Annotated in this window: 23 protein-coding genes and 1 pseudogene; 8 read left to right on the top strand and 16 right to left on the bottom strand. The window is 53.0% G+C overall.

Annotated elements, in window-relative coordinates; translation table 11 throughout:
- Nucleotides 1-25: 25 nt before the first annotated feature.
- A complete protein-coding gene (locus BZG13_RS06140; protein ID WP_077459035.1) occupies nucleotides 26-490 on the top strand; it encodes a tRNA (cytidine(34)-2'-O)-methyltransferase in 465 nt (154 codons plus the stop codon).
- Between the two features lie 56 nt (nucleotides 491-546).
- Here the strand turns inward: BZG13_RS06140 and tpiA are convergent, their stop codons facing one another.
- Nucleotides 547-1,314, bottom strand: coding sequence for a triose-phosphate isomerase (gene tpiA, locus BZG13_RS06135; RefSeq protein ID WP_069361893.1), 768 nt, complete (start codon nucleotides 1,312-1,314; stop codon nucleotides 547-549).
- Between the two features lie 263 nt (nucleotides 1,315-1,577).
- On the opposite strand from tpiA, the gene BZG13_RS06130 reads away from it, so the two are divergent.
- Complete coding sequence (locus tag BZG13_RS06130; protein WP_077485838.1) at nucleotides 1,578-1,940, top strand: 5-carboxymethyl-2-hydroxymuconate Delta-isomerase; 363 nt, start codon at nucleotides 1,578-1,580, stop codon at nucleotides 1,938-1,940.
- Between the two features lie 38 nt (nucleotides 1,941-1,978).
- Here the strand turns inward: BZG13_RS06130 and BZG13_RS06125 are convergent, their stop codons facing one another.
- The 4 genes from BZG13_RS06125 to glpX form a co-directional block, all read right to left on the bottom strand.
- Nucleotides 1,979-2,332, bottom strand: a complete 354-nt coding sequence (locus tag BZG13_RS06125) for a DUF3135 domain-containing protein (protein ID WP_077485836.1) — start codon at nucleotides 2,330-2,332, stop codon at nucleotides 1,979-1,981.
- 237 nt (nucleotides 2,333-2,569) lie between these two features.
- Nucleotides 2,570-3,313 (bottom strand): ferredoxin--NADP reductase, encoded by a 744-nt coding sequence (locus tag BZG13_RS06120; RefSeq protein ID WP_077485834.1) that lies wholly within the window; start codon nucleotides 3,311-3,313, stop codon nucleotides 2,570-2,572.
- A 9-nt stretch (nucleotides 3,314-3,322) separates the two neighbouring features.
- Nucleotides 3,323-3,943, bottom strand: coding sequence for a helix-turn-helix transcriptional regulator (locus BZG13_RS06115; RefSeq protein WP_077485832.1), 621 nt, complete (start codon nucleotides 3,941-3,943; stop codon nucleotides 3,323-3,325).
- A 119-nt stretch (nucleotides 3,944-4,062) separates the two neighbouring features.
- Nucleotides 4,063-5,070 carry a class II fructose-bisphosphatase gene (glpX, locus tag BZG13_RS06110; RefSeq protein ID WP_077485830.1) on the bottom strand — a complete coding sequence of 336 codons (1,008 nt, stop codon included), beginning with the start codon at nucleotides 5,068-5,070 and terminating at the stop codon, nucleotides 4,063-4,065.
- A gap of 291 nt (nucleotides 5,071-5,361) precedes the next feature.
- Between glpX and zapB the strand changes: the two genes are divergently transcribed.
- The gene (gene zapB / locus BZG13_RS06105) at nucleotides 5,362-5,604 is read left to right on the top strand and encodes a cell division protein ZapB (RefSeq protein WP_077485828.1); all 243 of its coding nucleotides are present in this window, start codon (nucleotides 5,362-5,364) and stop codon (nucleotides 5,602-5,604) included.
- A gap of 52 nt (nucleotides 5,605-5,656) precedes the next feature.
- Here zapB and rraA read toward each other — a convergent pair whose 3' ends face one another.
- The 7 genes and pseudogenes from rraA to priA form a co-directional block, all read right to left on the bottom strand.
- Complete coding sequence (gene rraA / locus BZG13_RS06100) at nucleotides 5,657-6,172, bottom strand: ribonuclease E activity regulator RraA (protein WP_077485826.1); 516 nt, start codon at nucleotides 6,170-6,172, stop codon at nucleotides 5,657-5,659.
- A 119-nt stretch (nucleotides 6,173-6,291) separates the two neighbouring features.
- Nucleotides 6,292-7,197 carry a 1,4-dihydroxy-2-naphthoate polyprenyltransferase gene (locus tag BZG13_RS06095; RefSeq protein WP_077485824.1) on the bottom strand — a complete coding sequence of 302 codons (906 nt, stop codon included), beginning with the start codon at nucleotides 7,195-7,197 and terminating at the stop codon, nucleotides 6,292-6,294.
- Nucleotides 7,198-7,357: 160 nt separating this feature from the next.
- Entirely contained in the window at nucleotides 7,358-8,689 is a 1,332-nt protein-coding gene (gene hslU / locus BZG13_RS06090; RefSeq protein ID WP_069361884.1) for an HslU--HslV peptidase ATPase subunit, read from the bottom strand.
- A gap of 2 nt (nucleotides 8,690-8,691) precedes the next feature.
- On the bottom strand, nucleotides 8,692-9,228 hold the full coding sequence (gene hslV, locus BZG13_RS06085; protein ID WP_069361883.1) for an ATP-dependent protease subunit HslV: 537 nt from the start codon (nucleotides 9,226-9,228) through the stop codon (nucleotides 8,692-8,694).
- Nucleotides 9,229-9,378: 150 nt separating this feature from the next.
- A complete protein-coding gene (locus tag BZG13_RS06080) occupies nucleotides 9,379-9,936 on the bottom strand; it encodes an SPOR domain-containing protein (RefSeq protein WP_069361882.1) in 558 nt (185 codons plus the stop codon).
- Between the two features lie 72 nt (nucleotides 9,937-10,008).
- Nucleotides 10,009-11,019, bottom strand: a pseudogene (gene cytR, locus BZG13_RS06075) (DNA-binding transcriptional regulator CytR); the annotation flags it as partial.
- A gap of 169 nt (nucleotides 11,020-11,188) precedes the next feature.
- Nucleotides 11,189-13,390, bottom strand: coding sequence for a primosomal protein N' (gene priA, locus BZG13_RS06070; protein ID WP_077459029.1), 2,202 nt, complete (start codon nucleotides 13,388-13,390; stop codon nucleotides 11,189-11,191).
- Nucleotides 13,391-13,606: 216 nt separating this feature from the next.
- Between priA and rpmE the strand changes: the two genes are divergently transcribed.
- Both rpmE and BZG13_RS06060 read left to right on the top strand, forming a co-directional pair.
- Nucleotides 13,607-13,822, top strand: coding sequence for a 50S ribosomal protein L31 (rpmE, locus tag BZG13_RS06065; RefSeq protein ID WP_046074736.1), 216 nt, complete (start codon nucleotides 13,607-13,609; stop codon nucleotides 13,820-13,822).
- 258 nt (nucleotides 13,823-14,080) lie between these two features.
- A complete protein-coding gene (locus tag BZG13_RS06060) occupies nucleotides 14,081-15,325 on the top strand; it encodes a malic enzyme-like NAD(P)-binding protein (protein WP_077485822.1) in 1,245 nt (414 codons plus the stop codon).
- Between the two features lie 78 nt (nucleotides 15,326-15,403).
- Here BZG13_RS06060 and metJ read toward each other — a convergent pair whose 3' ends face one another.
- Nucleotides 15,404-15,721, bottom strand: a complete 318-nt coding sequence (gene metJ, locus BZG13_RS06055) for a met regulon transcriptional regulator MetJ (RefSeq protein WP_069361878.1) — start codon at nucleotides 15,719-15,721, stop codon at nucleotides 15,404-15,406.
- 185 nt (nucleotides 15,722-15,906) lie between these two features.
- Here metJ and metB point away from each other — a divergent pair, with 185 nt between their 5' ends.
- The 3 genes from metB (at nucleotide 15,907) to metF (ending at nucleotide 20,737) form a co-directional block, all read left to right on the top strand.
- Nucleotides 15,907-17,073, top strand: a complete 1,167-nt coding sequence (gene metB, locus BZG13_RS06050; protein ID WP_077485820.1) for a cystathionine gamma-synthase — start codon at nucleotides 15,907-15,909, stop codon at nucleotides 17,071-17,073.
- A gap of 61 nt (nucleotides 17,074-17,134) precedes the next feature.
- On the top strand, nucleotides 17,135-19,576 hold the full coding sequence (locus tag BZG13_RS06045; RefSeq protein WP_077458683.1) for a bifunctional aspartate kinase/homoserine dehydrogenase II: 2,442 nt from the start codon (nucleotides 17,135-17,137) through the stop codon (nucleotides 19,574-19,576).
- A gap of 261 nt (nucleotides 19,577-19,837) precedes the next feature.
- The gene (gene metF, locus BZG13_RS06040; RefSeq protein ID WP_069361875.1) at nucleotides 19,838-20,737 is read left to right on the top strand and encodes a methylenetetrahydrofolate reductase; all 900 of its coding nucleotides are present in this window, start codon (nucleotides 19,838-19,840) and stop codon (nucleotides 20,735-20,737) included.
- 59 nt (nucleotides 20,738-20,796) lie between these two features.
- Here the strand turns inward: metF and BZG13_RS06035 are convergent, their stop codons facing one another.
- The 3 genes from BZG13_RS06035 to ppc all read right to left on the bottom strand — a co-directional run bounded on the left by BZG13_RS06035 (nucleotide 20,797) and on the right by ppc (nucleotide 25,506).
- On the bottom strand, nucleotides 20,797-21,345 hold the full coding sequence (locus BZG13_RS06035) for a PadR family transcriptional regulator (protein WP_077485818.1): 549 nt from the start codon (nucleotides 21,343-21,345) through the stop codon (nucleotides 20,797-20,799).
- A 66-nt stretch (nucleotides 21,346-21,411) separates the two neighbouring features.
- Nucleotides 21,412-22,689, bottom strand: a complete 1,278-nt coding sequence (locus tag BZG13_RS06030; protein ID WP_069361873.1) for an O-acetylhomoserine aminocarboxypropyltransferase/cysteine synthase family protein — start codon at nucleotides 22,687-22,689, stop codon at nucleotides 21,412-21,414.
- Nucleotides 22,690-22,872: 183 nt separating this feature from the next.
- On the bottom strand, nucleotides 22,873-25,506 hold the full coding sequence (gene ppc, locus BZG13_RS06025; RefSeq protein WP_077485816.1) for a phosphoenolpyruvate carboxylase: 2,634 nt from the start codon (nucleotides 25,504-25,506) through the stop codon (nucleotides 22,873-22,875).
- Nucleotides 25,507-25,624: the final 118 nt, after the last annotated feature.

The raw sequence follows: 25,624 nt of genomic DNA, 5'->3' as shown, positions 1-25,624 counted from the left end.
TTGCTGGATTTTGCAGGTTACTGCCATGTTTGATATTGCGCTCTATGAGCCTGAAATTGCACCGAATACGGGCAACATTATTCGCCTGTGTGCCAATTGCGGCGCGCACTTACATCTGATTGAGCCGTTGGGTTTTGATCTTGACGAGAAGAAAGTCCGTCGCGCGGGATTGGATTATCATGATTTGGCGCGTGTGACACGTCATCAGGACTACACGGCGTTTGCAAAAGCGATGGCCGGCCGGCGGATCTTTGCGTGTACCACCAAAGCCACCCAGTTTCACACTGAGGCGACGTTTGCGGACGGTGATGTGTTGTTGTTTGGGCCAGAAACGCGCGGCTTACCCGATGCGTTGATCCAAGCATTACCAGACGCGCAGCGGTTACGCATTCCAATGCAGCCAGAGGCACGTAGCCTTAACCTGTCTAATGCCGTGGCGATTATTGGGTATGAAGCGTGGCGGCAGTTTGGTTTTAATGGCGCGCAATAAAAAACGCCCCCAGCGATGGCTGAGGGCGTGGATCTTTCATGTCTTCGGCGCGTAATTTACGCTTTTTTCGCTTCTGCCGCGGCTTTAGCAATCGCCGCAAAGCCAGCAGCGTCAAGCGCGGCACCGCCAACGAGCGCGCCGTCGATGTCTGGCATTGCAAACAGCTCAGCGGCGTTGCCGGCTTTCACAGAACCACCATATTGAATCACGACTTTGCTTGCCACGTCTTCACTATAAGACGCAATATGCTTGCGGATCGCTGCATGGATATCTTGTGCTTGCTGCGCGGTCGCCGCTTTACCGGTGCCAATTGCCCAGATTGGCTCATAGGCGATCACGGCATCGTTCAAGGCTTCAACCCCTTGTGATTGGATTACAGCGTCAAGCTGACGTGCGCATACCGCGAGAGTTTCACCCGCTTCGTTTTGCGCGTCAGACTCACCGATACACAACACAGGCGTGAGGCCGTTTTCTTTCAAGAAAGCAAATTTCTGCGCGACAAATTCGTCAGACTCTTGATGATACTCGCGACGCTCTGAGTGGCCGATAATGATATGGGTCGCACCAAAGTCTTTCAGCATCTCTGCAGAGATATCACCGGTGAATGCGCCGCTGTTGTGTGTATCGACGTTTTGCGTACCGAGTTTAATCGCGCTATCAGCCAGCAGTTGCTCAGCTTGTGCCAAATACATCACTGGTGGCGCAACGGCCACATCGACGCCTTCAACGCCTTTCAGTTCAGCGTTAAGGCCGTTAAGCAGTTCAGTGACCATGGCTTTGCTGCCATTGAGTTTCCAGTTACCCATTACCAATGGACGGCGCATAGGAATTCCTCCGCGGTTTAGTTGATTTGAAGTCAAAAGATGTAAAGAAGGTAGTCTATTGTAGCGCGGCCTTCTCTGTTTAAAATCATAGAATGGCGAGAATGCTTTCGTTTTTACCCGTTTTAGGCCAAAAAGGGAACCTTAGGTAGTAAATTTTCATCATAAGGGCAGGCGGGTATCGACAAAAGTGTGACAGTCGCGCTCGTGGTAAGGCAAGACTTTCGGCACTATACGCGTGGGCGTGTTTAATGGAGGGAGGTTTTATGCCCCATCTGGTAATGGAATACACAGACGCATTGGCCGAGCGCGTCAATATTGATCAACTGGTGGATGACTTACACCATGCTGCGATTGCTACCGGCAGCTTCGACCCCGAGGCCTTAAAATCACGCGCGGTACCGTGCGGTGTTTGGCGTGTGGGGGCACAGGCAGATCGCAGTGAGTTTGTTCATGTTGAATTTCGGTTACTCGCGGGGCGCAGTACCCAGCAAAAAGAAGCGATCAGTGATGCGTTGACCGTGCCGCTGCGTGAGCATGCCGGGCACGTCAGTAGTCTTACGGTAGACGTCCGTGATATGGATACCAGTAGCTACCGTAAGTGGGTGGGGACCACGCGCGCGATGTAGCGCACTTATGCGGGGGTAGGGCTCTCACACAAGGGTGACTAAGTGGGACGGTCCGATCCTTTTGTCGCGCCTTTTTTCGCGGCCTGCCCAACGCGAAAGTCCATAATGTCCGCTTGATGACGGCATAGTTCATCGGGTGCGGTAAACGCGGTGGCAAAGCGCGAATACTGGCGCGTCAGTGCTTGGAACAACAGCATATTGACGTGTAATGGGTTCTTACCATGATCTATCATTCGATTGATATGGCTTAACATCGCATGTAGCTGAGGTTGGGTGGCGTAAGATGCATTGGCGATGACATCTTCACTCATACTAAGCCTCAATGCTTCTAATGCGTGTGGGTCTGACTCAGCCAGTGCCGCCAACTCATCGAAAGAGGGTAGGGTCTTCATCGCTTACTCCTTACACGCCGCCGATCATCTGATCGTGTTACCAAAGCGTTAATTTAACTATGAGCCGGAGGCTGGAGGGGATCAAATAAGCGATGTCTGGCTATATTGGCGGCCTGAATGAGGATGCAGACGGAGGCGGGGGCAATCGACTGAATCCGAATGGGTTTTTGTGATTAATTCTCGTCGATAAAAATGCCCTGCTTTACCGTATGCTTGTCAGCAAAGCAGGGGAGCGGCTTACCAGTAGTGCTCGGTGGTCACGTTGCCTGGTTTACGGCGCAGGTTTTTGCTCAGTCCTTTACCTTCTAAGAGTGTTTTCACTTCTTTGACCATGGCCGGGTTGCCACACAGCATCACTTGGCTGTGTTCAGGCGTGAGGGGCAGACCCACTACCCGCTCAAGTAGCCCATCTTCCAGTGCGTGGGTCACGCGTCCAGAGAGCGCGCCCGCGGTTGGCTCGCGGCTGACGAAAGGTTGAACCACCAACTGATCGGGATACTTTTCTTGCAGCGCGTTAATGCGTGCTTGATAGGTTAAATCGGCGGCGAAGCGTACGGCATGCACCAATATCACTTTACGAAAACGTGACCACAGATCGCCTTGTTCCATGAGTGAGATGTACGGGCCGATTGCCGTCCCAGTGGCAAACATCCAAAGGTGTTGGCCTTGCGGCACTTCATCGAGGGTAAAGTAGCCAGCCGGATCTTGCGTAATCATCACGTTGTCACCCGGCTCAAGCGCGTGGAGGCGGGGTGACATTAACCCGTCGGCGACACGGGTGGCATAAACTTCTAAATATTTACTTTGTGGAGGATTCACGAACGAGTAGGCACGCTGGATCAACTTGCCATCGATCTCCATGCCGAGTTTTGTGAATTGGCCTGCCTTAAACGGCTCGACAGGGGCGGATAACACCAGGCTGAAGAGATCCTTTGTCCAATGTTGGTTCTCCACGACCTCAGCCTTAATCCAAGTGGCCATATTACCTCCTCAGGTCTTTTCTCCAATACGATATGTGCAGCGGTGCTGTCCAGAGACAATGTGCTCTTCGCGTTCGACCCGATAGGCCTCACCGAGCAGGTGGCGGAATAACTGGATTTCTGAGCGGCATAACGCCGGACAGGACTTTGCTGCATGACAGATAGGGCAGTGATGTTCAATCAGTATATAGTCGGTGCCGTCTTGATGAAGCTCGGCCATATATCCCTCGCTCTCTCTAAGATACGTCAAGGTTTGCAATTTAGCCTCTAAATTATCGCAATCTTTGAGCGCGTCTTGATATTGGGCAAAGGTGGCGGCTTCACGTTGGGCAATGACATCGGCAACACCTTGCTCGCCAAACACGTTTTGCACGGAATCGATAAGGGTAACCGATAAATCATGGTGGCTGTCGGCAAACCGCCGATGACCCTGGGCGGTTAGGGACCAATGACGAGAAGGTCTGCCCACTTTAGCGCGGATATCCTCAAAGTCGACCAAGCCATCGCGCTCTAAGCTTTGCAAATGCTGACGTACGCCCATGGTGGTCATGCCGAGCTGATCGGCCAAGAATTTCGCACTTACGCTGCCTTCGCGTTTGATGGTGTGTAGAATGCGGTCAGTGGACTTCATGATTCGATTTCGATTACCCCAATCGTGTCGTCGCAAATAAATAAAGTAAACTCTTTATAAAAGGATAATCGAAATCGACGGGCTTGACCAGTCTAGGGCCGTATTCACGGCCACTGGGGTTACAGGATGTGCGGTTTGATCGCCGTATCTTTGCGACTTAAATAATGGGTCGAACGGATCCGACGAATGGTGCGGCATTGCCCGCGTACCACCAAGGTTTCTGTGGTGGCTAAATCCCCGTGTCGGGTAATGCCATCGAGCAGATCGCCCTTGGTGATCCCAGTCGCCGCGAATACCACATTATCACTGCTGGCCATGTCCGATAGCGTCAACACCTGATGAGCGGCAATCCCCATTTGCGCACATCGTGTCATTTCTTGTTCACCGAGCAAGCGGTTGTCTGGGGTATCCCCTTTCACGTCGTGACGTGGTAGCAATCGTCCTTGCATATCGCCGCCCAGGGCCCGGATCACGGCCGCGGATACCACACCTTCTGGCGCACCGCCAATGCCAACCATCACATCGACTTCACTTTCTGGCATACAGGTGAGAATAGAGGCCGCCACATCCCCATCGGGGAAGGCAAAGACACGGATCCCTTTGGCCTGCATGCTGGCAATGATTTCATCATGACGCGGTTTGGCCAAGGTGGCGACCACCAAGCTGTCGAGTGGTTTACCCAACGCTATCGCGACGTTTTCGAGGTTGTCGAGCAAAGGCTTATTGAGGTCAATCGCCCCTTTGGCACCGGGGCCGACCACCAGTTTTTCCATGTACATATCAGGGGCTTTTAAAAAGCTGCCTTTCTCGCCAGCGGCGAGGACTGCCAATGCGTTGGCTTGCCCCATGGCTGTCATTCGCGTGCCCTCAATCGGGTCAACGGCGATATCGACCGCATCGCCGCCTAAACCAACCTGTTCGCCAATGTAGAGCATGGGGGCATCATCGATTTCACCTTCCCCTATCACGATTTCACCGTCGATATCGGTGAGGTTAAGCAGGGTGCGCATTACTTCAACCGCCGCACCATCGGCCGCGTTCTTGTCTCCACGTCCCAGCCATTTGTACCCAGCCAATGCTGCGCCTTCGGTTACGCGCGAGAATGCCAATGCGAGATCACGTTTCATCAGTACTCCGGAAATGTCAGCCACACTAAGACGGGCCTTAGCCCAATTTGCGCGCAAGTCTACCAGAAAGAGAAAACGTTTGCGTGGAGTCGGGGCGCGCGTTTTTGTCTCATCCGGAAGGGGGATGACAAAAGGCGCTGCTTTTTTGCGCACTTGTACGCGAGCAGGTAGCGAGAACAGTGGCAGTCTGGTATCACCTGAGTACAATAAAGCCGGGGTGCACGTTCCGTTGCACGGGTTGCTGCGCATGAGGCAGTAACGGGATCAATCGTCAGAAATAAGGTGGCCTTGATGTCATTGGAAGTATTAGAACAACTCGAAGCGAAAGTACAAATGGCGGTGGATACCATTTCGCTGCTACAAATGGAAATCGAAGAACTCAAAGAAACGAACGGCTCACTAGAGCAAGATGCCGCCGCGGAAAAAGAGCGCCGTGAGCAGCTTGAGCAGGAGAACGCCAAACTGCGCGATGAGCAGCAAGCATGGCAAGAGCGCATTCGGAGCTTGTTAGGTAAGATTGAGAACGTTGAATAAACAAAAACAGAGCCAATTGGCTCTGTTTTGCTATTCGGTATCAGACGACGAGTCAGTCGTCTTCCGCATCGTCGAAGTCTTCGTCTGCCATGGTCAGCGCATCCGGTGAAAGGATCACGCCAGTGGTGTCGGCATAAACGTGATCATCGGGCAAGAAAGTGACGCCGCCAAAGTTGACGGGGACATCCGTTTCACCGATACCTTGCTCATCAGTCCCCACTGGAATCGAAGCCAGTGCTTGAATGCCGATATCGATTTCATCGATGGTATCGACATCACGAACACAACCGTAAACAATCATGCCAGCCCAGTCGTTGTCAGCGGCAAGCTGCGCAATCTCGCCGTCAATAAGGGCGCGACGTAACGAACCGCCGCCATCAATCAGCATAATTCGCTGCTCGCCGGCTTGCTCGGCCATTTCACGAATTAACCCATTGTCCTCAAAGCATTTTACTGTGGTAATTTGGCCACCAAACGAGCTGCGGCCCCCATAAGAGCTAAACATTGGCTCCACGACATCCACGTGTTCGGGGTACATGTCGCATAGTTCCGAGGTATTATATTCCATAGTCTAACTTCTTGTTGAGGCAGAAAAAGGCTGGCAAGCTAGCGTTGCCAACATGGCAAGTCCAAGTATAACGAGCCCATAAGGGTTTGCAATGTTAAAGCGGTCAATCTGTGGCCTAATTAGACCAACAGCATACCCGTCATAAATAGGCCATTGGTGATCAGTGCACAACGCACCATGGTTCCCATCATGGGGCGCAGGGCGCTGGCATTAGTGGCTTGATAGACGTCACGCCCATGGCGCGCCAGAAATGGGACACCAGCGAGGAACAACCAACCCAACCAAGCTTGCAAGGTAAGGGCAGCAAACAAGGAATAACAAACGATGGCGCTGGCCAGCAAGATCACGTGATACTGACGCCCGCGCTCCGGCCCTAAACGCACCACCAAGGTATGCTTACCACAAGCGCGATCGTTATCAATATCTCGTAAATTGTTGATGTTTAATACGCCCACCGCCAGCAAGCCGCAAGCGGTGGCAGGAAGTATGATTAAAGAATCAATATGGCCGACCTGCAAATAGTAGGTGCCAGCCACCCCGAGCCAGCCAAAAAACATCAGTACCGATAAATCCCCTAACCCGCGATAGCCATACGGTTTGTTGCCCACGGTGTAGGTAATGGCTGCCACAATCGCCATCACGCCAAGCAGCAAGAAACTGATAATGTCGGTCGGTTGTTGGCAGGCTATCGCAATCAGTGAGCCACCACTGAGTAGGGTCAAACCAATATTGAGCATGAGCGCGCGGCGCATGGTGGTCAGGCTGACATGGCCGGATTGGATGGCACGCATGGGGCCGATACGCGTCGCGTTATCCGTGCCTTTTAGTGCATCACCATAGTCGTTCGCGAGGTTAGACAGGATCTGCAGCAATAAGGCAGTCACCAGCGCCATCAAGCTGATTGACCATGACAGGCTCCCTTGTGAAGCGGCGACAGCACTGCCGGACAAAATCGAGGTAACGGCCAGCGGTAGGGTTTTAGGTCGCGCCGCATCCAGCCATATCGCAAGAGTAGAAGGCCGCATAGCGATCCTCAAGACGAAAAAACGATGCCACTATTATCGCGCAAGCGGGGAGAGGAGTAACCCATTGTTGGCTGAAATCCGACTTGCTATTGCGCTAGCTCAACTTTTGATGCAAAAAAGGGCAGCGTTTGCTGCCCTAGTGTTGTGGTCTCTCGCACGCTTAGAGGATGAAACGACTCAAATCTTCGTCGTCAACTAACTCTTCGAGGTGGCGGCGGACATAATCGGCATCGACGGTGACGCTTTGACCGGCACGCTCGCTGGCGTCGTATGAGACCTCTTCCATCAAGCGCTCCATCAAGGTATGTAGACGACGGGCACCGATGTTTTCGGTTTTCTCGTTCACACGCCATGCGGCAGAGGCCAGCTCATCAATACCACTTTCCTCAAACGTCAGATCAATGTCTTCGGTTTTCAGCAGTGCGGTATATTGCTGGGTGAGCGAGGCATTTGGCTCGGTGAGGATCCGCTTGAAGTCATCGGTAGATAGTGCTTCAAGCTCAACACGGATGGGCAAGCGGCCTTGCAATTCCGGGATCAGATCAGACGGCCGTGATACTTGGAAAGCGCCTGAGGCGATAAACAAGATATGGTCGGTTTTGATCATCCCGTGCTTGGTGGACACTGTGCTGCCTTCGACCAATGGCAAGAGATCGCGTTGCACCCCTTCGCGAGACACATCGCCACCGCTGGTGTTGCCTGATTTACAGATCTTATCGATTTCATCCACGAACACGATACCGTTGTTCTCCACCATGTGGATGGCTTGCTCTTTGATTTCTTCTTGGTTAACCAGCTTGGCGGCTTCTTCCTCGGTCAGCGCTTTCATGGCGTCTTTGATTTTCATCTTACGCTTTTTGGTGCTGTTGCCACCGAGGTTTTGGAACATGCTCTGCAGCTGGTTGGTCATCTCTTCCATGCCTGGTGGCGACATGATTTCTACGCCCATTTGTGGGGCGGCGACATCGACTTCCACTTCTTTATCATCAAGCTGGCCTTCGCGTAACTTTTTACGGAAGCTTTGCCGCGTTGAAGAGTCCTCTTGGCTGTCCTCGTTTTGGCCCCATGCGTCGCGTGCTGGTGGCAGCAAGATATCGAGGATACGATCTTCTGCTTGTTCTTCTGCGCGGAATTTGACCTTTTCCATCGCTTGCTGCTGGGTCATGTTCATCGCCACATCCGCGAGATCGCGAATAATGGTTTCTACTTCTTTCCCTACATAACCCACTTCGGTGAATTTGGTGGCTTCCACCTTGATAAAAGGCGCGTTCGCGAGTCGTGCCAACCGGCGAGCGATCTCCGTTTTACCCACACCGGTTGGACCAATCATCAAGATGTTTTTCGGGGTGACTTCCGCACGCAGCTCTTCGGCAAGCTGCATTCGGCGCCAGCGGTTTCGCAGTGCGATCGCCACCGCACGTTTGGCATTGTCTTGACCGATAATGTGACGGTCAAGCTCATGCACGATTTCGCGTGGAGTCATTTCAGACATCACTAATCCTGTTTCTTACTCTCGAGTTCTTCAACGGTGTGCTGCTGGTTAGTAAACACACATATATCACCGGCGATGGTTAGCGCTTTCTCTGCGATCTCGCGGGCATCTAACGCCGTGTTTTCAAGCATAGCAACGGCGGCGGCTTGGGCATAGTTGCCGCCAGAGCCAATGGCGATCAAGTCGCGCTCTGGTTCAACCACATCGCCGTTACCGGTAATGATCAATGAGGCGGTTTCATCGGCGACGGCCAGTAGGGCCTCTAATCGACGTAGTGCGCGATCAGTACGCCATTCCTTAGCAAGTTCAACGGCCGCTTTGGTTAGGTGCCCTTGGTGTAATTCAAGCTTGCGCTCGAAGCGCTCAAATAAGGTGAAGGCATCAGCAGTGCCGCCAGCAAATCCGGCGAGTACTTGGCCGTTATACAAGCGGCGAACTTTTCGGGCATTGCCTTTCATGACAGTATTGCCGAGTGACACTTGGCCATCGCCAGCAATAACCACTTTACCTTCGCGACGAACGGAGACGATTGTAGTCACGGTAACCTCTTTCTTTGTGTCTGGTACACCAGATGGGTGATTACTGTATGAGGTTGGGCTTTACCGATCACTTTTCAAGGGGTGAGGAGAGGATTTCAATCAAGGCTGGGCAAGGAATAGACTTGGCCCAGCCGATACAATGCAGCAGTGTTATTCCCAGTACCAAATGGCACAAGGTTCAACTCCGGCGCGTCGGAGCATATTACGGTCACGCTCTGCTTGACGCTTACGCGGGTAAGGACCCAATACCACGCGGTACCAGGTGCCTTTTTCCCCTTGGCTTATCTTGATTTGGCTTTCTAGCCCTTGAAAGGCAATGATCGCTTTACGCTCATTCGCCTGATCTTGACTGCGGTACGCGCCGCATTGCATCAGATAAGGACGCGTGGATTGTGGCAGTGCTTTGGCCTTCACTTCCACCTCTTTACTCTCCAGCTCCTCGATGTAACTCCATTTTTCTTCAGGCTTTTTAGGCAGATGTGCCTTATCGCTCTGCGCGGAAGGCTGAGGCTGTGCGTTTGTTGCCGGTTTAGGCGCGGGCGCGTCAGTGTTGCTCAATAGGTACAGGCCATAGCCAAACGCGCCAACCAAGCAGACAGCCAGTAATGCCCACTTTAATGGGAAACGAGCACGCGCTTTGGGTGGTTGCCGACGGGTATTTTTTTTACGCGGTGCTTTACCACGTTTTACGTAATCACGAGTTGCCACAGCAAATATTCAAATTCAAAAAGCCAGTAAAGCGTTCATGTTACTGGCTTCGACCCGTGCTGACCAGTCTTACTACCGAGACGGTGGGGCAACGCTCTCACGGATCACTAACTTGGCATCTAAAAGCCGTGATCCTGCGTTCACTTCACGTCCTTGCAAGGTGTTGAGCAGCATTAACATGGCCTGACGACCAATGTCATAGCGAGGTTGGGAGACGGTGGTCAGGGGAGGATCGCAATATTCCGCGAACTGGATGTCATCAAATCCGACAATCGAAATATCTTGCGGTACGCGCATGCCTAAGCGTTTGGCTTGTTGCATTGCGCCCACGGCCATCACGTCGCAATGACAGAAGACGGCGGTGGGTGGCTCGGGCAGGGAGAGTAGGTTGGTCATTGCCCGTGCCCCCGAGGCAAAGCTGAAATCCCCCACCACGCTGTAGGCTGGGTTGACGGTAATCCCCGCGCGCTGTAGCGCTTGTTGATAGCCTTGCGAGCGGAATTGTGTCAGTGCGGTTTCTGGTACCCCAGTAATATTGGCGATACGGGTGTGGCCGACTTGGGTGAGGTAATTGACCGCCTCAAACGCGGCAGTTAGGTTGTCGATATGCACCGTCGGCAGTTCAAGATCCGGGGCATACTCACAGGCCATCACCAGCGGCGGCAGGTTTTTCTGCTCGGGCTTACTCACATCAAAGGGCACATCGGCGCCCAGCAGTAGCATGCCGTCTGCCTGCTTGGTGAACACCAAGTTGACGAATGCGTTTTCGCGGTGGTGTTGTTGGGCACTATCGCCGAGCAAAACCAGGTAACCGTGCTCCATCGCCGCTTCTTCGATCCCACGGATGATCTCACTAAAGTAAGGATCGCAGATATCTGGGACAATCGCGACGATGGTTTTGGACTCGTTGCGGCGTAGATTACGCGCAAGTGAGTTAGGGGAATAGCCAGCTTCTACGACCGCTTGCTCAACCTTTTTACGGGTTGTGGCCGAGACCTTTTCAGGGTTCATCAGCGCGCGTGATACGGTTGCTGTAGATACACCGGCAATGTGGGCAACGTCCTTCATTGTCGCCATAGTGACAGTCCTCTTGTTATCTGTATTGTGAGATCAGACAGTTATTAGCTCATCTGACCTGTTCTCTTAGCCAATTGCGGCCTTATTCTACCTAGCCTTGTCCGATTTAAACACGGACAAGCTAACACTTATTGCAATGAAAGTGTGATTGCTGTCGCTTTACTGCAAGGGAATATTAAGAAAGGTCTTGCGGCTCGACGTCTAATGACCATCTGACTTTACGTGACAGGGGGAGCTGTTGGATGGCCGGAAGTGCCACCTGGAGCCATTGCTGCATCACTTTTCGGCTGGGCGCTTGAATGAGGAGTTGCCACCGATAGCGACCCGCGCGTTTCGCCATGGCGGCGGGCATCGGCCCCATAATATGACAATCATCCTGTTGAACCGGTGAGGCAGCCAGTGTTTGACGGACTTGTTGTAAAAACTGCTGGACACTGTTTTCTTCATGCCCATCGGCGCGAAAGAGGCTAAGAAACGTGTAAGGCGGCAGCCATGCCTGACGCCGTTCATTTAACGCCGATTCGGCAAAGGCTTGATAGCCTTGGTGCACCAAAGATTGGATCAGGGCGTGCTCTGGATGGTGGGTTTGTAATAACACAGTACCTGGTTTGCTGGCGCGGCCGGCGCGCCCGGCCACCTGAACCATCAATTGGGCTAAACGCTCAGGCGCGCGAAAATCATTGCTGAACAGCGCCCCGTCCACATCGACTAAGGCGACCAGGGTGACGTTAGGAAAGTGATGGCCTTTGGCGAGCATTTGCGTGCCCAGTAGAATTTGATACTCACCTTTTTCAATATCGGCCAAGTAACCTTCAAGGCTCCCTTTTCGCCGGGTATTATCGCGATCAATGCGAACGGTATTGTATTCGGGAAATAACTCGCCAAGCTGGGATTCGAGTTGCTCGGTGCCTACGCCAACACTAATCAACTGGGTAGAACCACAGTCGCCACATTGCGGGGGCACTCGTTTTTGGTGGCCGCAGTGATGGCAGCGTAACTCTTGGTGTCGCTGATGAAGGGTGTAGTAGGCATCACAGCGTTGGCAGTTCGCCAGCCAGCCACACTCATGGCACATCATCGCCGGCGCATAACCGCGGCGATTTAAAAACAGCATCACCTGGTTACCTCGTTGCAAGTGCTGACGCATTTCRGCAATCAGCGGCGCAGACAAGCCAGCTTCGAGGTGATGGCCTTTGATATCGAGTATCCCTTGCCGGGCGGTGACCGCATTACCAGGACGTTGAGTCAGTTTGAGGTATTGGTATTTACCGGTCTTTGCGTTATGCAAGCTTTCTAGCGACGGCGTGGCTGAGCCCAAGATCACCGGTACGTTTTCTTCATGCCCCCGCATGACGGCCAGATCGCGGGCGTGATAGCGAAAGCTATCTTGCTGTTTATAAGAGGGGTCGTGTTCCTCATCGATAATGATGATGCCAAGCTTTGCCATGGGGGTAAAAAGTGCAGAGCGGGTACCAATCACAATGGCTGCTTGGTTTTCGCGTGCGGCCAGCCAAGCGTTGAGACGGTCGGTATCGCTGAGCCCTGAATGCATCACGGTCACAGGGACAGCAAAGCGACGCTCAAAACGGCGAATGGTTTGTGGTGTCAGGCCAATTTCTGGCACCAAGATTAGCGCCTGCTGGCCGCGTGCGAGCACCGGTTCTAGCACATTGAGGTAAACCTCGGTTTTGCCTGAGCCTGTGATCCCCTCTAGTAACGCGCAGGCAAAACCATCGCTGGCATTGAGGGTGGCAACCGCCATCGCTTGCTCGTGATTAAGCGTCGGCTTTTCTTCGGTGACCGCAAAGCTTTTTACCCAAGCATTGGCCTGAGAAGGGGGCGAGTAGGGCGCGATCCAGCCTTTTTCTGCCACTGTTTTGAGTACCGGCGCGCCGATGTCTTGTTCGATTAAGTCGGCTTGGGTGGCCGGGCCGTGAGTGAGCAGCTGCAACACTCGGGCTTGTTTGGGGGCGCGGCTCAGACCTGATAGAGGTTGGTTTTGTCCTGATTCGGTAATTTGCCACCATTTTTGTTGCTGTAATGTCGCCGGGCGTCCTTTACGCAGCGAAGTCGGCATCACCGCCCCCATCGCATCGCCAAGCGGGTGATGGTAAAAGCGACTGGCCCATTGCAAAAGGTTATAAACGGCGGGGGTCCAGACCGGTTGCGCGTCGAGTACGGTATCAATTGCTTTGAGTTGGCTGGTTTCCACACTGGCCGTGGACGACAAGCCGGTAACGATGCCGACTTTATGCTGGCGTCCAAACGGCACCTTGACGCGCCCGCCGACGACCGGGTGCTGATCGTCTGCGATACGGTAATCAAAGGTTTTCGGCAAAGGGACAGGCAACGCTACCTGAGCAAACTGTTCCATCACAACATCTTATTGGCCAGAAGGAATCTCAGTGTAACGGTTAGCCACACGTTGGCAAAGCCTTGATGCCTTTCAGCTGGCGCTATGATTGCACAAAAAAGTTGCGAAAAAGAGGGCGCTTGATTAGAATTGCGCGCCTTAGAAAATGTTTGTTAACGACGTGTGGTGCCCGGCTTAGGATCGGGAGAGCGACACGGCCTTCAAGATGAGGTTATCCCTATGAAAGCTGGTATCCATCCAGAGTACAAAGCCGTCACAGCAAAATGCTCTTGCGGTAACGAATTCGCGTTCAGCACAACCCTAGGCAAAGACATCTACCTAGACGTGTGTGACAAGTGTCACCCATTCTACACTGGTAAGCAGCGTATCCTTGATACCGGTGGCCGTGTTGACCGCTTTAAGAAGCGTTTCGGTGCCCTTAGCAGCAAAAAATAAGCCGCTATTGACCGAATACAGAGAAGGGACGCATCAGCGTCCCTTTTTTTGATCGTATCGTCCTTGTATTGGGGCAACAGGTCCGAGCATCATCGCGAATGCGTGTTAGCACTGGTGGACGTTTGCTCCCTGCGTTACCATCTTTATGCGAATGCAAACCTTCCCTGTGTGGTTTGTCGAGTGTCTGGCTAATATCGTTCACGCTTCCCTGGCGATATTGGTTATCTATCCCTTCACGATAATAATTAGGAACACTAGATGTCGGACGATAAACGCCAGCAAGCGCTGGATTATCATGCATACCCTACTCCCGGAAAAATTTCTGTTGAATTGAGCAAACCGGCCGACTCGGCCGCGGATCTCGCCCTAGCGTATAGTCCTGGCGTTGCTGAGCCGGTGCGAGAGATAGCGCAAGACGCAGATGCGGTTTACCGCTATACGGGTAAAGGCAACATGGTGGCGGTGATCTCAAACGGCACCGCGATTTTGGGATTGGGGAACTTAGGCCCGATGGCTTCTAAGCCCGTCATGGAAGGTAAAGCGTTATTATTCAAGCGTTTTGCCGGTTTGGACTCGATTGATATTGAAGTGAAACACCGCACTATCGATGAGTTCGTTGATACCGTGGCCAATATTGCTGACACCTTTGGCGGTATCAACCTCGAAGATATTAAAGCCCCTGATTGTTTTGAAATTGAAAAACAACTGATTGCACGGTGCGAAGTGCCTGTATTGCAWGATGACCAACACGGTACTGCCATCGTGACTGCTGCCGGCATGCTTAACGCGCTCGAGCTACAAGGCAAAGATATCCGTGAGGCGACGGTGGTGTGCATGGGTGCTGGCGCGGCCGCGGTTGCCTGTATGGAGCTATTAATAAAATGTGGTGCGCAGCGAGAAAAAATCTATATGTTGGATCGTAAAGGCGTGATCCATACGCGTCGTGATGATATCAACAAATACAAGCAGCTGTTTGCCAATAACACCGATAAACGTACCCTCGAAGATGTGATTGAAGGCGCGGACATGTTCGTTGGCGTATCTGGCCCTGACTTACTCTCACCAGAGGCCTTGAAGCTGATGGCAGACAAGCCCGTGATATTTGCCTGCTCGAATCCGGATCCTGAAATCCACCCGGATGTGGCACATCAAGTCCGGGATGATCTGATCATGGGAACCGGGCGTTCGGATTATCCCAACCAGGTCAATAACGTACTTTGTTTCCCGTTTATTTTCCGTGGTGCATTGGATGTGCGTGCCAGTGAAATTAACGATGCGATGAAACTGGCCGCGGTCGAGGCCATTCGCAGTTTGGCCAAAGAGCCGGTGCCACAAACAGTATTAGACGCCGCCGGCTTGTCTTCGCTCAGCTTTGGTCCTGATTACATCATTCCCAAGCCCATGGACGCGCGTTTGTTGCCGAAAGTAGCACGTGCAGTGGCGCTGGCGGCCGTCGAAACCGGCGTAGCTCGTATCGAGATGCCAGAAAACTATATGATGTAGCGAGGCATGTTGTCATGCGTAAGTGGCAGACAGCACGATGCTGCAGGTAATGAAAAACCCGCCGGTTGGCGGGTTTTTTTAGTATTCGCTATCGTCGAATTCGATACCCAGCTCTTTCATGATCCGACGCGCTTCGGCGGGGATGCTGTCGGGTTTATCCTTACGGATATCGTCATCGGTTGGCAGAGGTTGACCGGTGTAGGCATGAAGAAATGCCTCACACAACAACTCGCTGTTGGTCGCGTGACGCAGGTTTTGCACCTGACGACGAGTGCGCTCATCAGTAAGAATTTTTAGTACTTTTAATGGGATAGAGACGGTGATCTTCTTTACCTGCTCTTTCTTTTTACCATGTTCGGCATACGGATTAATGTAGTCGCCGTTCCACTGCGCCATGTCTCACCTATCTTGATTAAGGAATACCCAGGATGATGCTGCGGAGATTTTAGCTATATTAACCGCCACATGCAAAGGAGTGTAGACGTCTAGAAGTATTGACGTCCCAAAAAGCGACGGGTAAGGTGGCAGTATGACGCCTGGATCACGCCCACCATGCGCAAACAGACTAGCAAGGACAGATAATGACAGAGAAAAAAACCGACACCATCGCCGTTCGCACTGGGATTGGCACCGACACCCAGCACCATGCGGTAGTGCCTCCCTTGTATTTATCGACCAATTACCGTTTCCCGGCTCTGGGGGATGTGCCTACCTACGACTACGCGCGAGGCGGCAACCCAACGCGTGCGCAGTTGGAACAAGCGCTGACTGACTTAGAGGGGGGCGCGGGTGCGGTAGTGACTAACTGTGGCATGTCGGCGATAAACTTGGTGTTATCTCTATTGGAGGCGGGTGATCATATCGTCGCCCCGCACGATTGTTATGGCGGCACCTATCGCTTGCTCGAATCACGCGCCAAACAAGGCATTTGGCAGGTGAGTTTTGTCGATCAATCCGACCATGAGGGGTTGGCGCAGGCATTGGCTAAGCAGCCCAAGTTGGTGCTGGTGGAAACTCCATCTAATCCACTTCTACGCGTGGTCGATATCGCAGAAATAAGCCAAAAGGCCCATCAAGTTGGGGCCCGGGTGGTGGTGGATAACACCTTTTTATCGCCCGCCTTGCAAAAGCCGTTTGCGCTGGGCGCGGATATGGTGGTCCATTCCACCACCAAGTTTATTAATGGTCACTCCGATATTGTCGGTGGCGCGGTGGTCGCGCGTACGGATGAATTGGCAGACACACTGGCTTGGTGGGGAAATTGCCTAGGGGCGACGGGCAATGCCTTTGACAGTTATATGACATTGCGAGGGTTGCGTACACTGGGCGCGCGCGTTAAACAACACCAGCACAACACTGAAGCGGTACTGAGCTACCTACAAACGGTGCCGGCGGTGCGGAAAATATACTATCCCGGGTTGGCCTCTCACCCTGGTCACCAAATTGCTGCGCGTCAGCAAGCGGGGTTTGGTAGCATGCTGAGCCTAGAGTTAGAGACCGACCAAGCTGGTGTGGCGCGGTTTATTGACGGCCTTTCGTTATTTGCTCTGGCCGAATCGCTAGGGGGCGTGGAAAGCTTGATCACTCACCCTGGCTCGATGACGCACCGAGCTATGAGTGACGCCGCGCAAGCAGAAGCCGGCATTTCGCCGACCTTATTACGCTTGTCGATTGGATTAGAAGATGCGCAAGATTTGGTCGCCGATTTGGCGAATGCTTTTGCCCGTTTAGGGGACAACCCCCGATAGAGGCTGCGCCGCCGTGCGCGCCGTTTTACCGAGATTGATAGACATTAAGAGAGACCTTGCCATGCATGCGCAACCGATGGAAACGTCCCCAGAGTCACCACGCCAATTACACAAGTTTGGTGGCAGTAGCCTTGCGAGCCCTGATTGCTATCGCCGCGTGGTCGATGTATTGACCGCGCATGCGAGCCAGCAAGACTTGATCGTGGTGTCTGCGGCAGGAAAAACCACTAACCAGCTGATCATGTGGTTGGCGCAATTAGACAAGGATGGACGAGTGGCGCATGAGACCTTACAAACGGTGCGCGCCTTCCAGCAAGATTTGATTGAAAACTTGGTGGATGGAGAGACAAAACAACAGCTAGTGGATGCACTTTATGCGGATATTGCCACCATCGCGTCGCTGGGCGATAAGGGCGTGAGTGAAAATGACAAAGCTTACGTGCAAGGTTTTGGTGAGGTCTGGTCGGCGCGCCTGTTGGCCCAGTTATTGAAGCAGCATCAGCGTGCGGCGGTGATGTTAGACTCACGCCAGTGTTTGCGCGCCGAGCGCGCCGCTCAACCAGAAGTGGATCGGGGGGCGTCCTGGCCTTTACTGCAAAATCAGCTTTCGCAGCATAGCGATACACATGTGGTGATCACTGGCTTTATGGCACAAAACCAAGCGGGAGAGACGGTGCTGTTGGGGCGCAATGGCTCCGATTACTCGGCTACTGTCTTGGGGGCGCTGGCGGGCGTCAGCCGTGTGACTATTTGGAGTGATGTCGCCGGGGTGTATAGCGCCGATCCTCGCCATGTTGATAATGCCTGTTTGCTACCTTTGATTCGTCTTGACGAGGCGGGCGAGCTGGCGCGTCTTGCCGCTCCCGTGCTGCATAGCCGCACCTTACAGCCGGTGGCGCAAAGTGCCACCGACCTAACCTTGCGTTGCACCCAAGCGCCGGATAGCGGCTCAACACGTATTGAACGCGTATTAGCCACCGGGCGCGGGGCAAAAATCATTACGGCGTTGGATGAGGTAAGCTTACTCCAGTTTGATGTTGCGCGAGGACAAGACTTTCAGGCGATAAAGCAGGAGCTTAGTCGGATTTTGTCACAGCTGAAGGTGCAGCCACTGGCAACCGATTATCAAGACGATCAATACCGAATATTGTTGGCATTTACCACAGAAGTGGTGGCGCTAGTAATGGCGCAAATTCAAGATGCTGGCCTTTCGGCTGAACTCAAACTGCGTGAAGGCTTTACCATGGTGGCGGCTGTAGGAGCGGGCGTGGTGAACAATCCCGTCCATTGCCATGGCTTTTATCAACAATTGAAATCCCAACCGGTGGAGTTTATCAGTGAGTCTGCGTCTGGACTGAGCATGGTGGCGATCCTTCGCCAAGTACATACTCAAGCCCTCGTCGCTAGCTTGCATGATGCCTTGTTTCAAGCCCAGCGCCGGATCGGTTTGGTGTTGGTGGGCAAAGGCAATATTGGCACCCGCTGGTTAAGCCTTTTTGCCGAGCAAAAAGCACACCTGGAAAAACGCCATGGCAAGGAAGTGTCATTGATCTCAGTGGTGGACAGTCGCAACCAGTGGCTTGATTTCGCCGGCATTGATGCCACGCAGGTATTAGAGGGGTTTGATGAGCGTTGCGAGCCTTATTTTGATGACGAATGGCTCACCCGCTTACTTAATCACCCGTATGACGATGTGATTGTATTGGATGTTACCGCCAGTGCGTCATTAGCGTACTTGTACCCGCGACTGGCAGAGCATGGCTTTCACTTAATCTCCGCCAACAAAGAAGCGGGGGCCGCGCCAGCCGAGCAGTATCACGCGATTCAGCAGGCGTTTAGCAAAACCGGGCGCCATTGGCTCTACAATGCGACCGTGGGCGCAGGGTTACCCATTAACTACGCGGTGCAAGATCTGCGTGAAAGTGGCGACACGATTGTTGCGCTGTCTGGGATCTTTTCTGGCACCTTGTCGTGGCTGTTCTTGCAATTTAGTGGTGAAGTGCCATTCAGCGTATTACTGGAACAAGCATGGCAGCAAGGGCTCACCGAGCCTGATCCTCGGGATGACCTGTCGGGTGCCGACGTGGTGCGTAAATTGGTGATTTTGGCACGCGAAGCGCGCATGTCGCTTGAGCCAGAGCAGGTCAAGGTCGAATCCCTGGTGCCTAAACCACTGGCTGATCTGTCTTTGGATGCGTTTCTTGATCATGCCCACCAAATGGATGAACAACTACAAGAGCGATTAGACAAGGCGCATAAAAACCGGTCAGTGCTCCGCTATGTCGCGCGCTTAAATGCTCACGGTAAAGCGCAAGTGAGCCTAGAAACCTTACCCAGCGAGCACCCACTGGCTCATCTGTTGCCGTGTGACAATGTATTTGCGATTGAAAGCCAATGGTATCGCGAAAATCCATTAGTCATTCGTGGCCCCGGGGCGGGACGTGATGTCACGGCGGGCGCCATTCAATCCGACTTAAATCGCTTGATAAGTCGCCTTCACTAGTCTGCTCGTGGATAACCGTGATCAAGCTGTCTACGCGCTGCGTAGACAGCTTTTTTTGTGTGAAACATGGGCAATCTAGGCGCATTTTGGTGGCCGCGTCGTCTATCTTCATCACACCATGAGTATTTTTCATGGCCCGTATCGTTGACATTTTCATCGAATCACGACAATCTTTAGACATATGGACGTCTAAACGTATAAGTATAAAACACAGCAGATACAGTCATACTGAACAGCGCCGTTCGGTGTCAGGGAGAGGATATGAGCTACACGCACGCAGGCCACATTGATGCACTCAATCAGAATATTGCTGACTTAGATGGCGATATTAATGTCTCATTCGAGTTTTTTCCGCCCAGCACCCCAACCATGGAGGAGACGCTTTGGAACTCCGTGCATCGCTTAAAAGCGCTTAAACCTAAGTTCATGTCGGTGACCTATGGCGCCAACTCGGGTGAGCGTGATCGCACCCATGACATCGTGAAAAGCATTCATGATCAAACCGGTATCGCCGCGGCGCCCCATCTAACCTGCATTGATGCCACTGAAGATGAGCTTCGCCACATTGCCCGCGACTATTGGCAGAATGGCATCCGTGACATTGTGGCGTTACGCGGGGATTTACCCTCGCCAGAGAAAAAGCCGGATATGTATGCGGTGGACTTGGTGCGTTTGCTCAAAGAGGAGCATGACTTTGATATCTCGGTTGCCGCTTACCCTGAGGTACATCCAGAAGCGAAAAGCGCACAGGCGGATTTAATTAACCTTAAACGCAAAGTGGATGCGGGGGCCAGCCGGGCGATTACCCAATTTTTCTTCGATGTTGAAAGCTATCTGCGCTTTCGTGACCGCTGTGTGGCCGCGGGGATTGATGTGGAGATTGTGCCGGGGATTTTGCCCGTCTCTAACTTCAAGCAGGCGTCACGCTTTGCCAAGATGACCAATGTGCGTGTGCCGCAGTGGATGCACAAACAGTATCAAGGACTGGAAGATGATCCCGTCACGCGCCAGATGGTGGGCGCCTCGATTGCGCTTGATATGGTGCGGGTGCTAAGCCGCGAAGGGGTGAAAGATTTTCACTTTTATACCCTTAACCGTGCGGAATTAACCTATGCCCTGTGTCATACCTTGGGGGTTCGCCCACTAGCGGTCACACCTTAAAAAATACGCCCCGGTTATGTCGGGGCGTATTAGGTTGCGTGTTGTGTTTGTTGTATTGATTAAGCACTGGCCGCGAGCATAGTGAGTTCGTCGCGCACTTCCTGCRCCCAGGCCAACCAGGCGCGGCGTTGATGAATACTGCGTCGCAGTGCGAGGCGCATTAAACGTTGTTGTGAAGTCAGTAGTGTGACTTGGCCATATTCACGTTGTTCCAGTAGCGTATAGTGATTAAGTAGCTGCTGAGACTCGGCAATCAAGTTATTCACATGATCCAGCATGGGAGCGGGGTCGAGCACCTCACAACTGAGTAATCTTGCCACGTACTCGTCACGCGGTGGCGCTAACTTGGGCGTTTGAATAAACCACGCTTCTAGCATGTCGGTGCCAACAGGCGTGATGGCGTACACCTTTCTATCCGGTTTCCCGACTTGCGGTTCAAGCCGGTAGGTGACCGCACCTCGATCGGCGAGCTTATTGAGTTCACGATATACCTGTTGATGGCTGGCTTTCCACACATTACTGATGGTGGTGGAAAACGCCTTGGTAATATCATAACCCGTCGCCTCACAGTTGCTTAGCACTGTCAGTATTACATGGGGAAGTGACATCTCTTATATCCACAGTTTTGTTGGTACAACGATTGTTTAGCCTGGGAGCGGCTAGCCTTCTTTGGGCTATTTTGCCGTCGCCAAGGCTTGTTCTAAATCGGCAATGATGTCATCGATATGCTCAATGCCGACACAAAGACGGATCATCTCGGGTGTCACCCCGGCTTTCGCTTGCTCTTGCTCGTTCAACTGGCGGTGCGTGGTCGAGGCGGGATGGCACGCCAGTGACTTGGCATCACCAATATTCACCAAGCGCTTGAAAAGATTCAGCGCATCATAAAATTTCACTCCCTCGTCAAAGCCGCCTTTTAAGCCGAATGACAGCAATGAGGCCGGCAGTCCACCGCGGATAAGCGACTTAGCACGTTGGTAATGAGGATGATTGAGTTGACCGGCATAGTTGACCCACGCCACGGCCGGGTGATTGGCAAGGTAATCGGCCACGGCTTTGGCGTTCTCGCAATGGCGCTCCATACGTAGGCTTAAGGTTTCTAACCCCTGCATCAACATAAAAGCATTCATCGGCGAGAGGGCCGCGCCACTGTTACGTAGCGGCACTGTACGTGCGCGGGCAATAAACGCGGCTGGGCCAAAGGTCTCACTATAAACCACGCCGTGATAGGCCGGCTCCGGTTGTGAGAATTGCGGGAAGCGGGCTTGATGTGCCACCCAATCAAAGGTGCCGCCATCGACAATTATACCGCCAAGGGTAGTGCCATGACCGCCAATGTACTTGGTGAGTGAGTGCACCACGATATCGGCACCATGCTCAATCGGTTTGCACAGAACAGGCGTGGCCACGGTATTATCGACGACCAAGGGGACCCCATGCGCGTGAGCGACCTTGGCAAAACCGGGGATATCCGCGATATTGCCGGCAGGGTTACCAATCGACTCGCAATATACCGCTTTGGTGTTGTCATCAATCAGCGCCTCAATCGCACTGGCGTCGTCACTGGGGGCAAAACGTACTTCAATGCCTTGCTCGGGGAGCATATGGGCAAACAAGGTATAGGTGCCCCCGTAAAGCTGTGGTGTGGCGACGATGTTATCACCGGCCTTGGCGAGAGTTTGCATGGTATAGGTGATGGCGGCCGCACCAGCACTGACACAAAGCCCCGCGATGCCGCCCTCTAATGCCGCCACCCGTTGCTCCAACACGTCGTTGGTCGGGTTCATTATCCGAGAGTAGATATTGCCTGGAACATCAAGGTTGAACAGGTCAGCACCATGTTGCGCATTATCAAACTCGTAAGCGACGGTTTGATAAATGGGCGTTGCCACCGATTTGGTAGTGGGGTCGGTCTGGTAGCCGTGATGAATCGAGAGGGTTTCGTCTTTCATGGCAATTCCTTTGCGTTGTTGGGTCGCGTCAGTGCGACCTTTAATAGTAATAATATTATCAATGTAACAGCAAGCATTCGCTGACGCTTTAGCGAAAAAAAACGAGCAGCGGTCTCTGTGACACGACAAATCGATACAAAAACAAAAAAGCCGCACCCGAGGGTACGGCTTGACTAACAAGGATTAGCCGGTATTACGCAGGCCGGCGGCAATCCCCGCAATGGAGATCATCAAGGCATCGTCGAGCGATTGGTCCGGATCCGCTTGCTGACGCGTACGGTATAACAGCTCGGCTTGCAGCATATTGAGTGGCTCGACGTAAATATTACGTAAGCGAATCGCTTCCGCCCCCCACGGGTTTTGCTCCATCAGGTTATCGCTGTTTTCCACCGCCAGTACCACTTGGATATCTTGGCGCAACTGATCCCGCAAGGATTCACCCAGCGGCCAGAGGCTTTCATCGACCAAGCGCTGATCATAGTACTTGGCAATGTCTAAGTTGGTTTTGGTAAACACCATCTCCAGCATCCCAAGACGGGTGGAGAAAAACGGCCATTCGCGGCACATTTCTTCCAGCTGGGCTTTATGGCCTTTGGAAATGGCGTGATCGATCGCTTGTCCAGCCCCCAGCCAAGCCGGCAGCAATAAACGATTTTGACTCCAGGCGAAAATCCAAGGAATCGCGCGCAAGCTCTCGACACCGCCATCGGGATTGCGTTTGGAAGGGCGCGACCCCAATGGCAGTTTGCCTAACTCAAGCTCCGGCGTGGTAGAGCGGAAGTAAGGCACAAATTGCTCATGACCACGCACTACATCACGGTAGGCTTGGCAGGAGATGTCACTTAAGGTGTCCATCAGCTGACGCCATTCCTGCTTAGGCTCCGGTGGTGGCAGCAAGTTCGCTTCCAAAATCGCGCTGGTGTAAAGGTTTAAGCTGTTGACGGCAACGTCGGGCAGCCCCAGCTTGAAGCGGATCATCTCCCCTTGCTCGGTCACCCGTAGGCCACCTTTTAGGCTGCGAGGAGGCTGTGAGAGCAAAGCCGCATGCGCGGGCGCCCCACCGCGACCCACGGTGCCACCGCGGCCATGGAAAAGGGTGAGATTAACTCCTTGCTCATCACATAAATTGACCAAGGCTTCCATGGCGCGATATTGCGCCCACCCGGCAGACATTACCCCAGCGTCTTTGGCGGAATCCGAGTAACCGATCATCACCATTTGAACGTTCTGGGTAAAGCCACGGTACCAATCAATGGCTAGCAGCTCCCCAATCACTGCCTCGGCATTATTCAGATCATCCAAGGTTTCGAACAACGGACACACGTCCATACGGAACGAGCAGCCGGCTTCTTTCAGCAATAGATGCACGGCCAGCACGTCGGAGGCGGTGCGTGCCATGGAAATCACATAGGCACCCAAGGCTTCGCGTGGCTGTTCGGCGATCACGCGGCAGGTGTCGATCACCTCTTGTACCTCAGGTGACGGTGACCAATCACGCGGCAGCAACGGACGTTTAGACGCCAGTTCGCGGGTTAAGAAGGCTTGCTTGTCTTGCTCGCTCCATTGGGCGTAATCGCCCATCCCCAAATAACGGGTCACTTCTGAGAGCACATCGGCATGGCGGGTACTTTCTTGGCGAATATCGAGCTTGATCAGGTGTACACCAAAACATTGCACGCAGCGAAGCACATCAAGCAACTTGCCGTCGGCAATAATGCCCATGCCACAGTGGTGGAGAGACTGGTAACACGCCAGTAATGGTTGCCACAACTGCTGGGTGTCGGTCAGGATCCCTTGTGAGGAGGCGCGCTCGCCTTTCAGTTTGGCGTCCAAATAGCTCAGGGTGTGCGTTAGCTGACTGCGCAAGGTTTTGAGGATGGCGCGATACGGTTCGTGTGCCTCGCCGGCCATCTCACGCACAGTGTCATCACACTGGGTCATTGACAGTTCACTGATCAAATCCTGGACATCGCGCAAATACAAATCCGCCGCTTTCCAGCGTGATAACAGCATCACTTCACGGGTGACCTCGCTGGTGACATACGGGTTACCGTCGCGGTCGCCACCCATCCACGAGGAAATTTGTACTGGCTTGGCATCAATGGGCAAGTTGATATCGAGATGGCTTGCAAGCTGCTGATCAAATTGGCGTAAAAACGCGGGCACCGCTTGCCACAGTGAATTTTCAATCACCGCGAAGCCCCACTTGGCTTCATCAAGCGGGGTAGGTCGGTCTTGGCGGATCACATCGGTGTGCCAGGCTTGCGCAATCAACTGCTCGAGACGTTTCTCGGTTTTGGCGCGCTCTGCCGCCCCCAAATGTTCACTGAGCTCTAATTTCGATAAACATTTATTAATCTGCACCAAGTTATGAATGGTGGTACGGCGTGCGATTTCGGTCGGGTGAGCGGTCAGGACTAACTCAATTTTTAAATCGGCGATCGCTTGTTGCGCGTCATTGGCATTAATCTCACCTTGGCTGACACGGCGGAGTAAATCGTCGATAGCATCCGGGCTGCACTCCAGCGCGTCGCATTGACGCGAGACGGTGTGATATTGCTCGGCGATATTAGTCAGATTCAAAAATTGGCTAAAGGCGCGGGCGACCGGAAGCAGTTGGTCAGCCGGCAAGTTTTGCAGCACGGTTTTCAGCTTAGCATGATCGTCCTGATTGCCAGCGGCAGCCGATTTTGAGAGCTGACGAATTTCCTCAACTTTTTCTAAAAGTGCGGGGCCATGGGCATCTTGGATGGTGTTACCCAGCAGACGGCCAAGCATACTGACATTGCTTTTTAAGGCAGAGTACTTTTCGTTCATAGCGTATCCATTCTGTAACAAAGTTACATCCTACTGTGACTGTAAAGAACCAATCTAGCGAATATTGCGCGATCGGGTCAACTTAACCGCAAATTAGCGCGAAAACTGGCCGCCGGAT

Source organism: Salinivibrio sp. ML323, assembly GCF_001995745.1.
GTDB classification, from domain to species: Bacteria; Pseudomonadota; Gammaproteobacteria; order Enterobacterales; family Vibrionaceae; genus Salinivibrio; species Salinivibrio kushneri.
This window is presented reverse-complemented; position numbering and strand designations above follow the sequence as displayed.

Excerpts from the sequence above, each read along its gene's own strand:
- BZG13_RS06140 (WP_077459035.1), top strand. The coding sequence starts at position 26 with ATGTTTGATATTGCGCTCTATGAGCCTGAAATTGCACCGAATACGGGC.
- tpiA (WP_069361893.1), bottom strand. The coding sequence starts at position 1,314 with ATGCGCCGTCCATTGGTAATGGGTAACTGGAAACTCAATGGCAGCAAA.
- BZG13_RS06130 (WP_077485838.1), top strand. The coding sequence starts at position 1,578 with ATGCCCCATCTGGTAATGGAATACACAGACGCATTGGCCGAGCGCGTC.
- BZG13_RS06125 (WP_077485836.1), bottom strand. The coding sequence starts at position 2,332 with ATGAAGACCCTACCCTCTTTCGATGAGTTGGCGGCACTGGCTGAGTCA.
- BZG13_RS06120 (WP_077485834.1), bottom strand. The coding sequence starts at position 3,313 with ATGGCCACTTGGATTAAGGCTGAGGTCGTGGAGAACCAACATTGGACA.
- BZG13_RS06115 (WP_077485832.1), bottom strand. The coding sequence starts at position 3,943 with ATGAAGTCCACTGACCGCATTCTACACACCATCAAACGCGAAGGCAGC.
- glpX (WP_077485830.1), bottom strand. The coding sequence starts at position 5,070 with ATGAAACGTGATCTCGCATTGGCATTCTCGCGCGTAACCGAAGGCGCA.
- zapB (WP_077485828.1), top strand. The coding sequence starts at position 5,362 with ATGTCATTGGAAGTATTAGAACAACTCGAAGCGAAAGTACAAATGGCG.
- rraA (WP_077485826.1), bottom strand. The coding sequence starts at position 6,172 with ATGGAATATAATACCTCGGAACTATGCGACATGTACCCCGAACACGTG.
- BZG13_RS06095 (WP_077485824.1), bottom strand. The coding sequence starts at position 7,197 with ATGCGGCCTTCTACTCTTGCGATATGGCTGGATGCGGCGCGACCTAAA.
- hslU (WP_069361884.1), bottom strand. The coding sequence starts at position 8,689 with ATGTCTGAAATGACTCCACGCGAAATCGTGCATGAGCTTGACCGTCAC.
- rpmE (WP_046074736.1), top strand. The coding sequence starts at position 13,607 with ATGAAAGCTGGTATCCATCCAGAGTACAAAGCCGTCACAGCAAAATGC.
- metJ (WP_069361878.1), bottom strand. The coding sequence starts at position 15,721 with ATGGCGCAGTGGAACGGCGACTACATTAATCCGTATGCCGAACATGGT.
- metB (WP_077485820.1), top strand. The coding sequence starts at position 15,907 with ATGACAGAGAAAAAAACCGACACCATCGCCGTTCGCACTGGGATTGGC.
- BZG13_RS06045 (WP_077458683.1), top strand. The coding sequence starts at position 17,135 with ATGCATGCGCAACCGATGGAAACGTCCCCAGAGTCACCACGCCAATTA.
- metF (WP_069361875.1), top strand. The coding sequence starts at position 19,838 with ATGAGCTACACGCACGCAGGCCACATTGATGCACTCAATCAGAATATT.
- BZG13_RS06030 (WP_069361873.1), bottom strand. The coding sequence starts at position 22,689 with ATGAAAGACGAAACCCTCTCGATTCATCACGGCTACCAGACCGACCCC.
- ppc (WP_077485816.1), bottom strand. The coding sequence starts at position 25,506 with ATGAACGAAAAGTACTCTGCCTTAAAAAGCAATGTCAGTATGCTTGGC.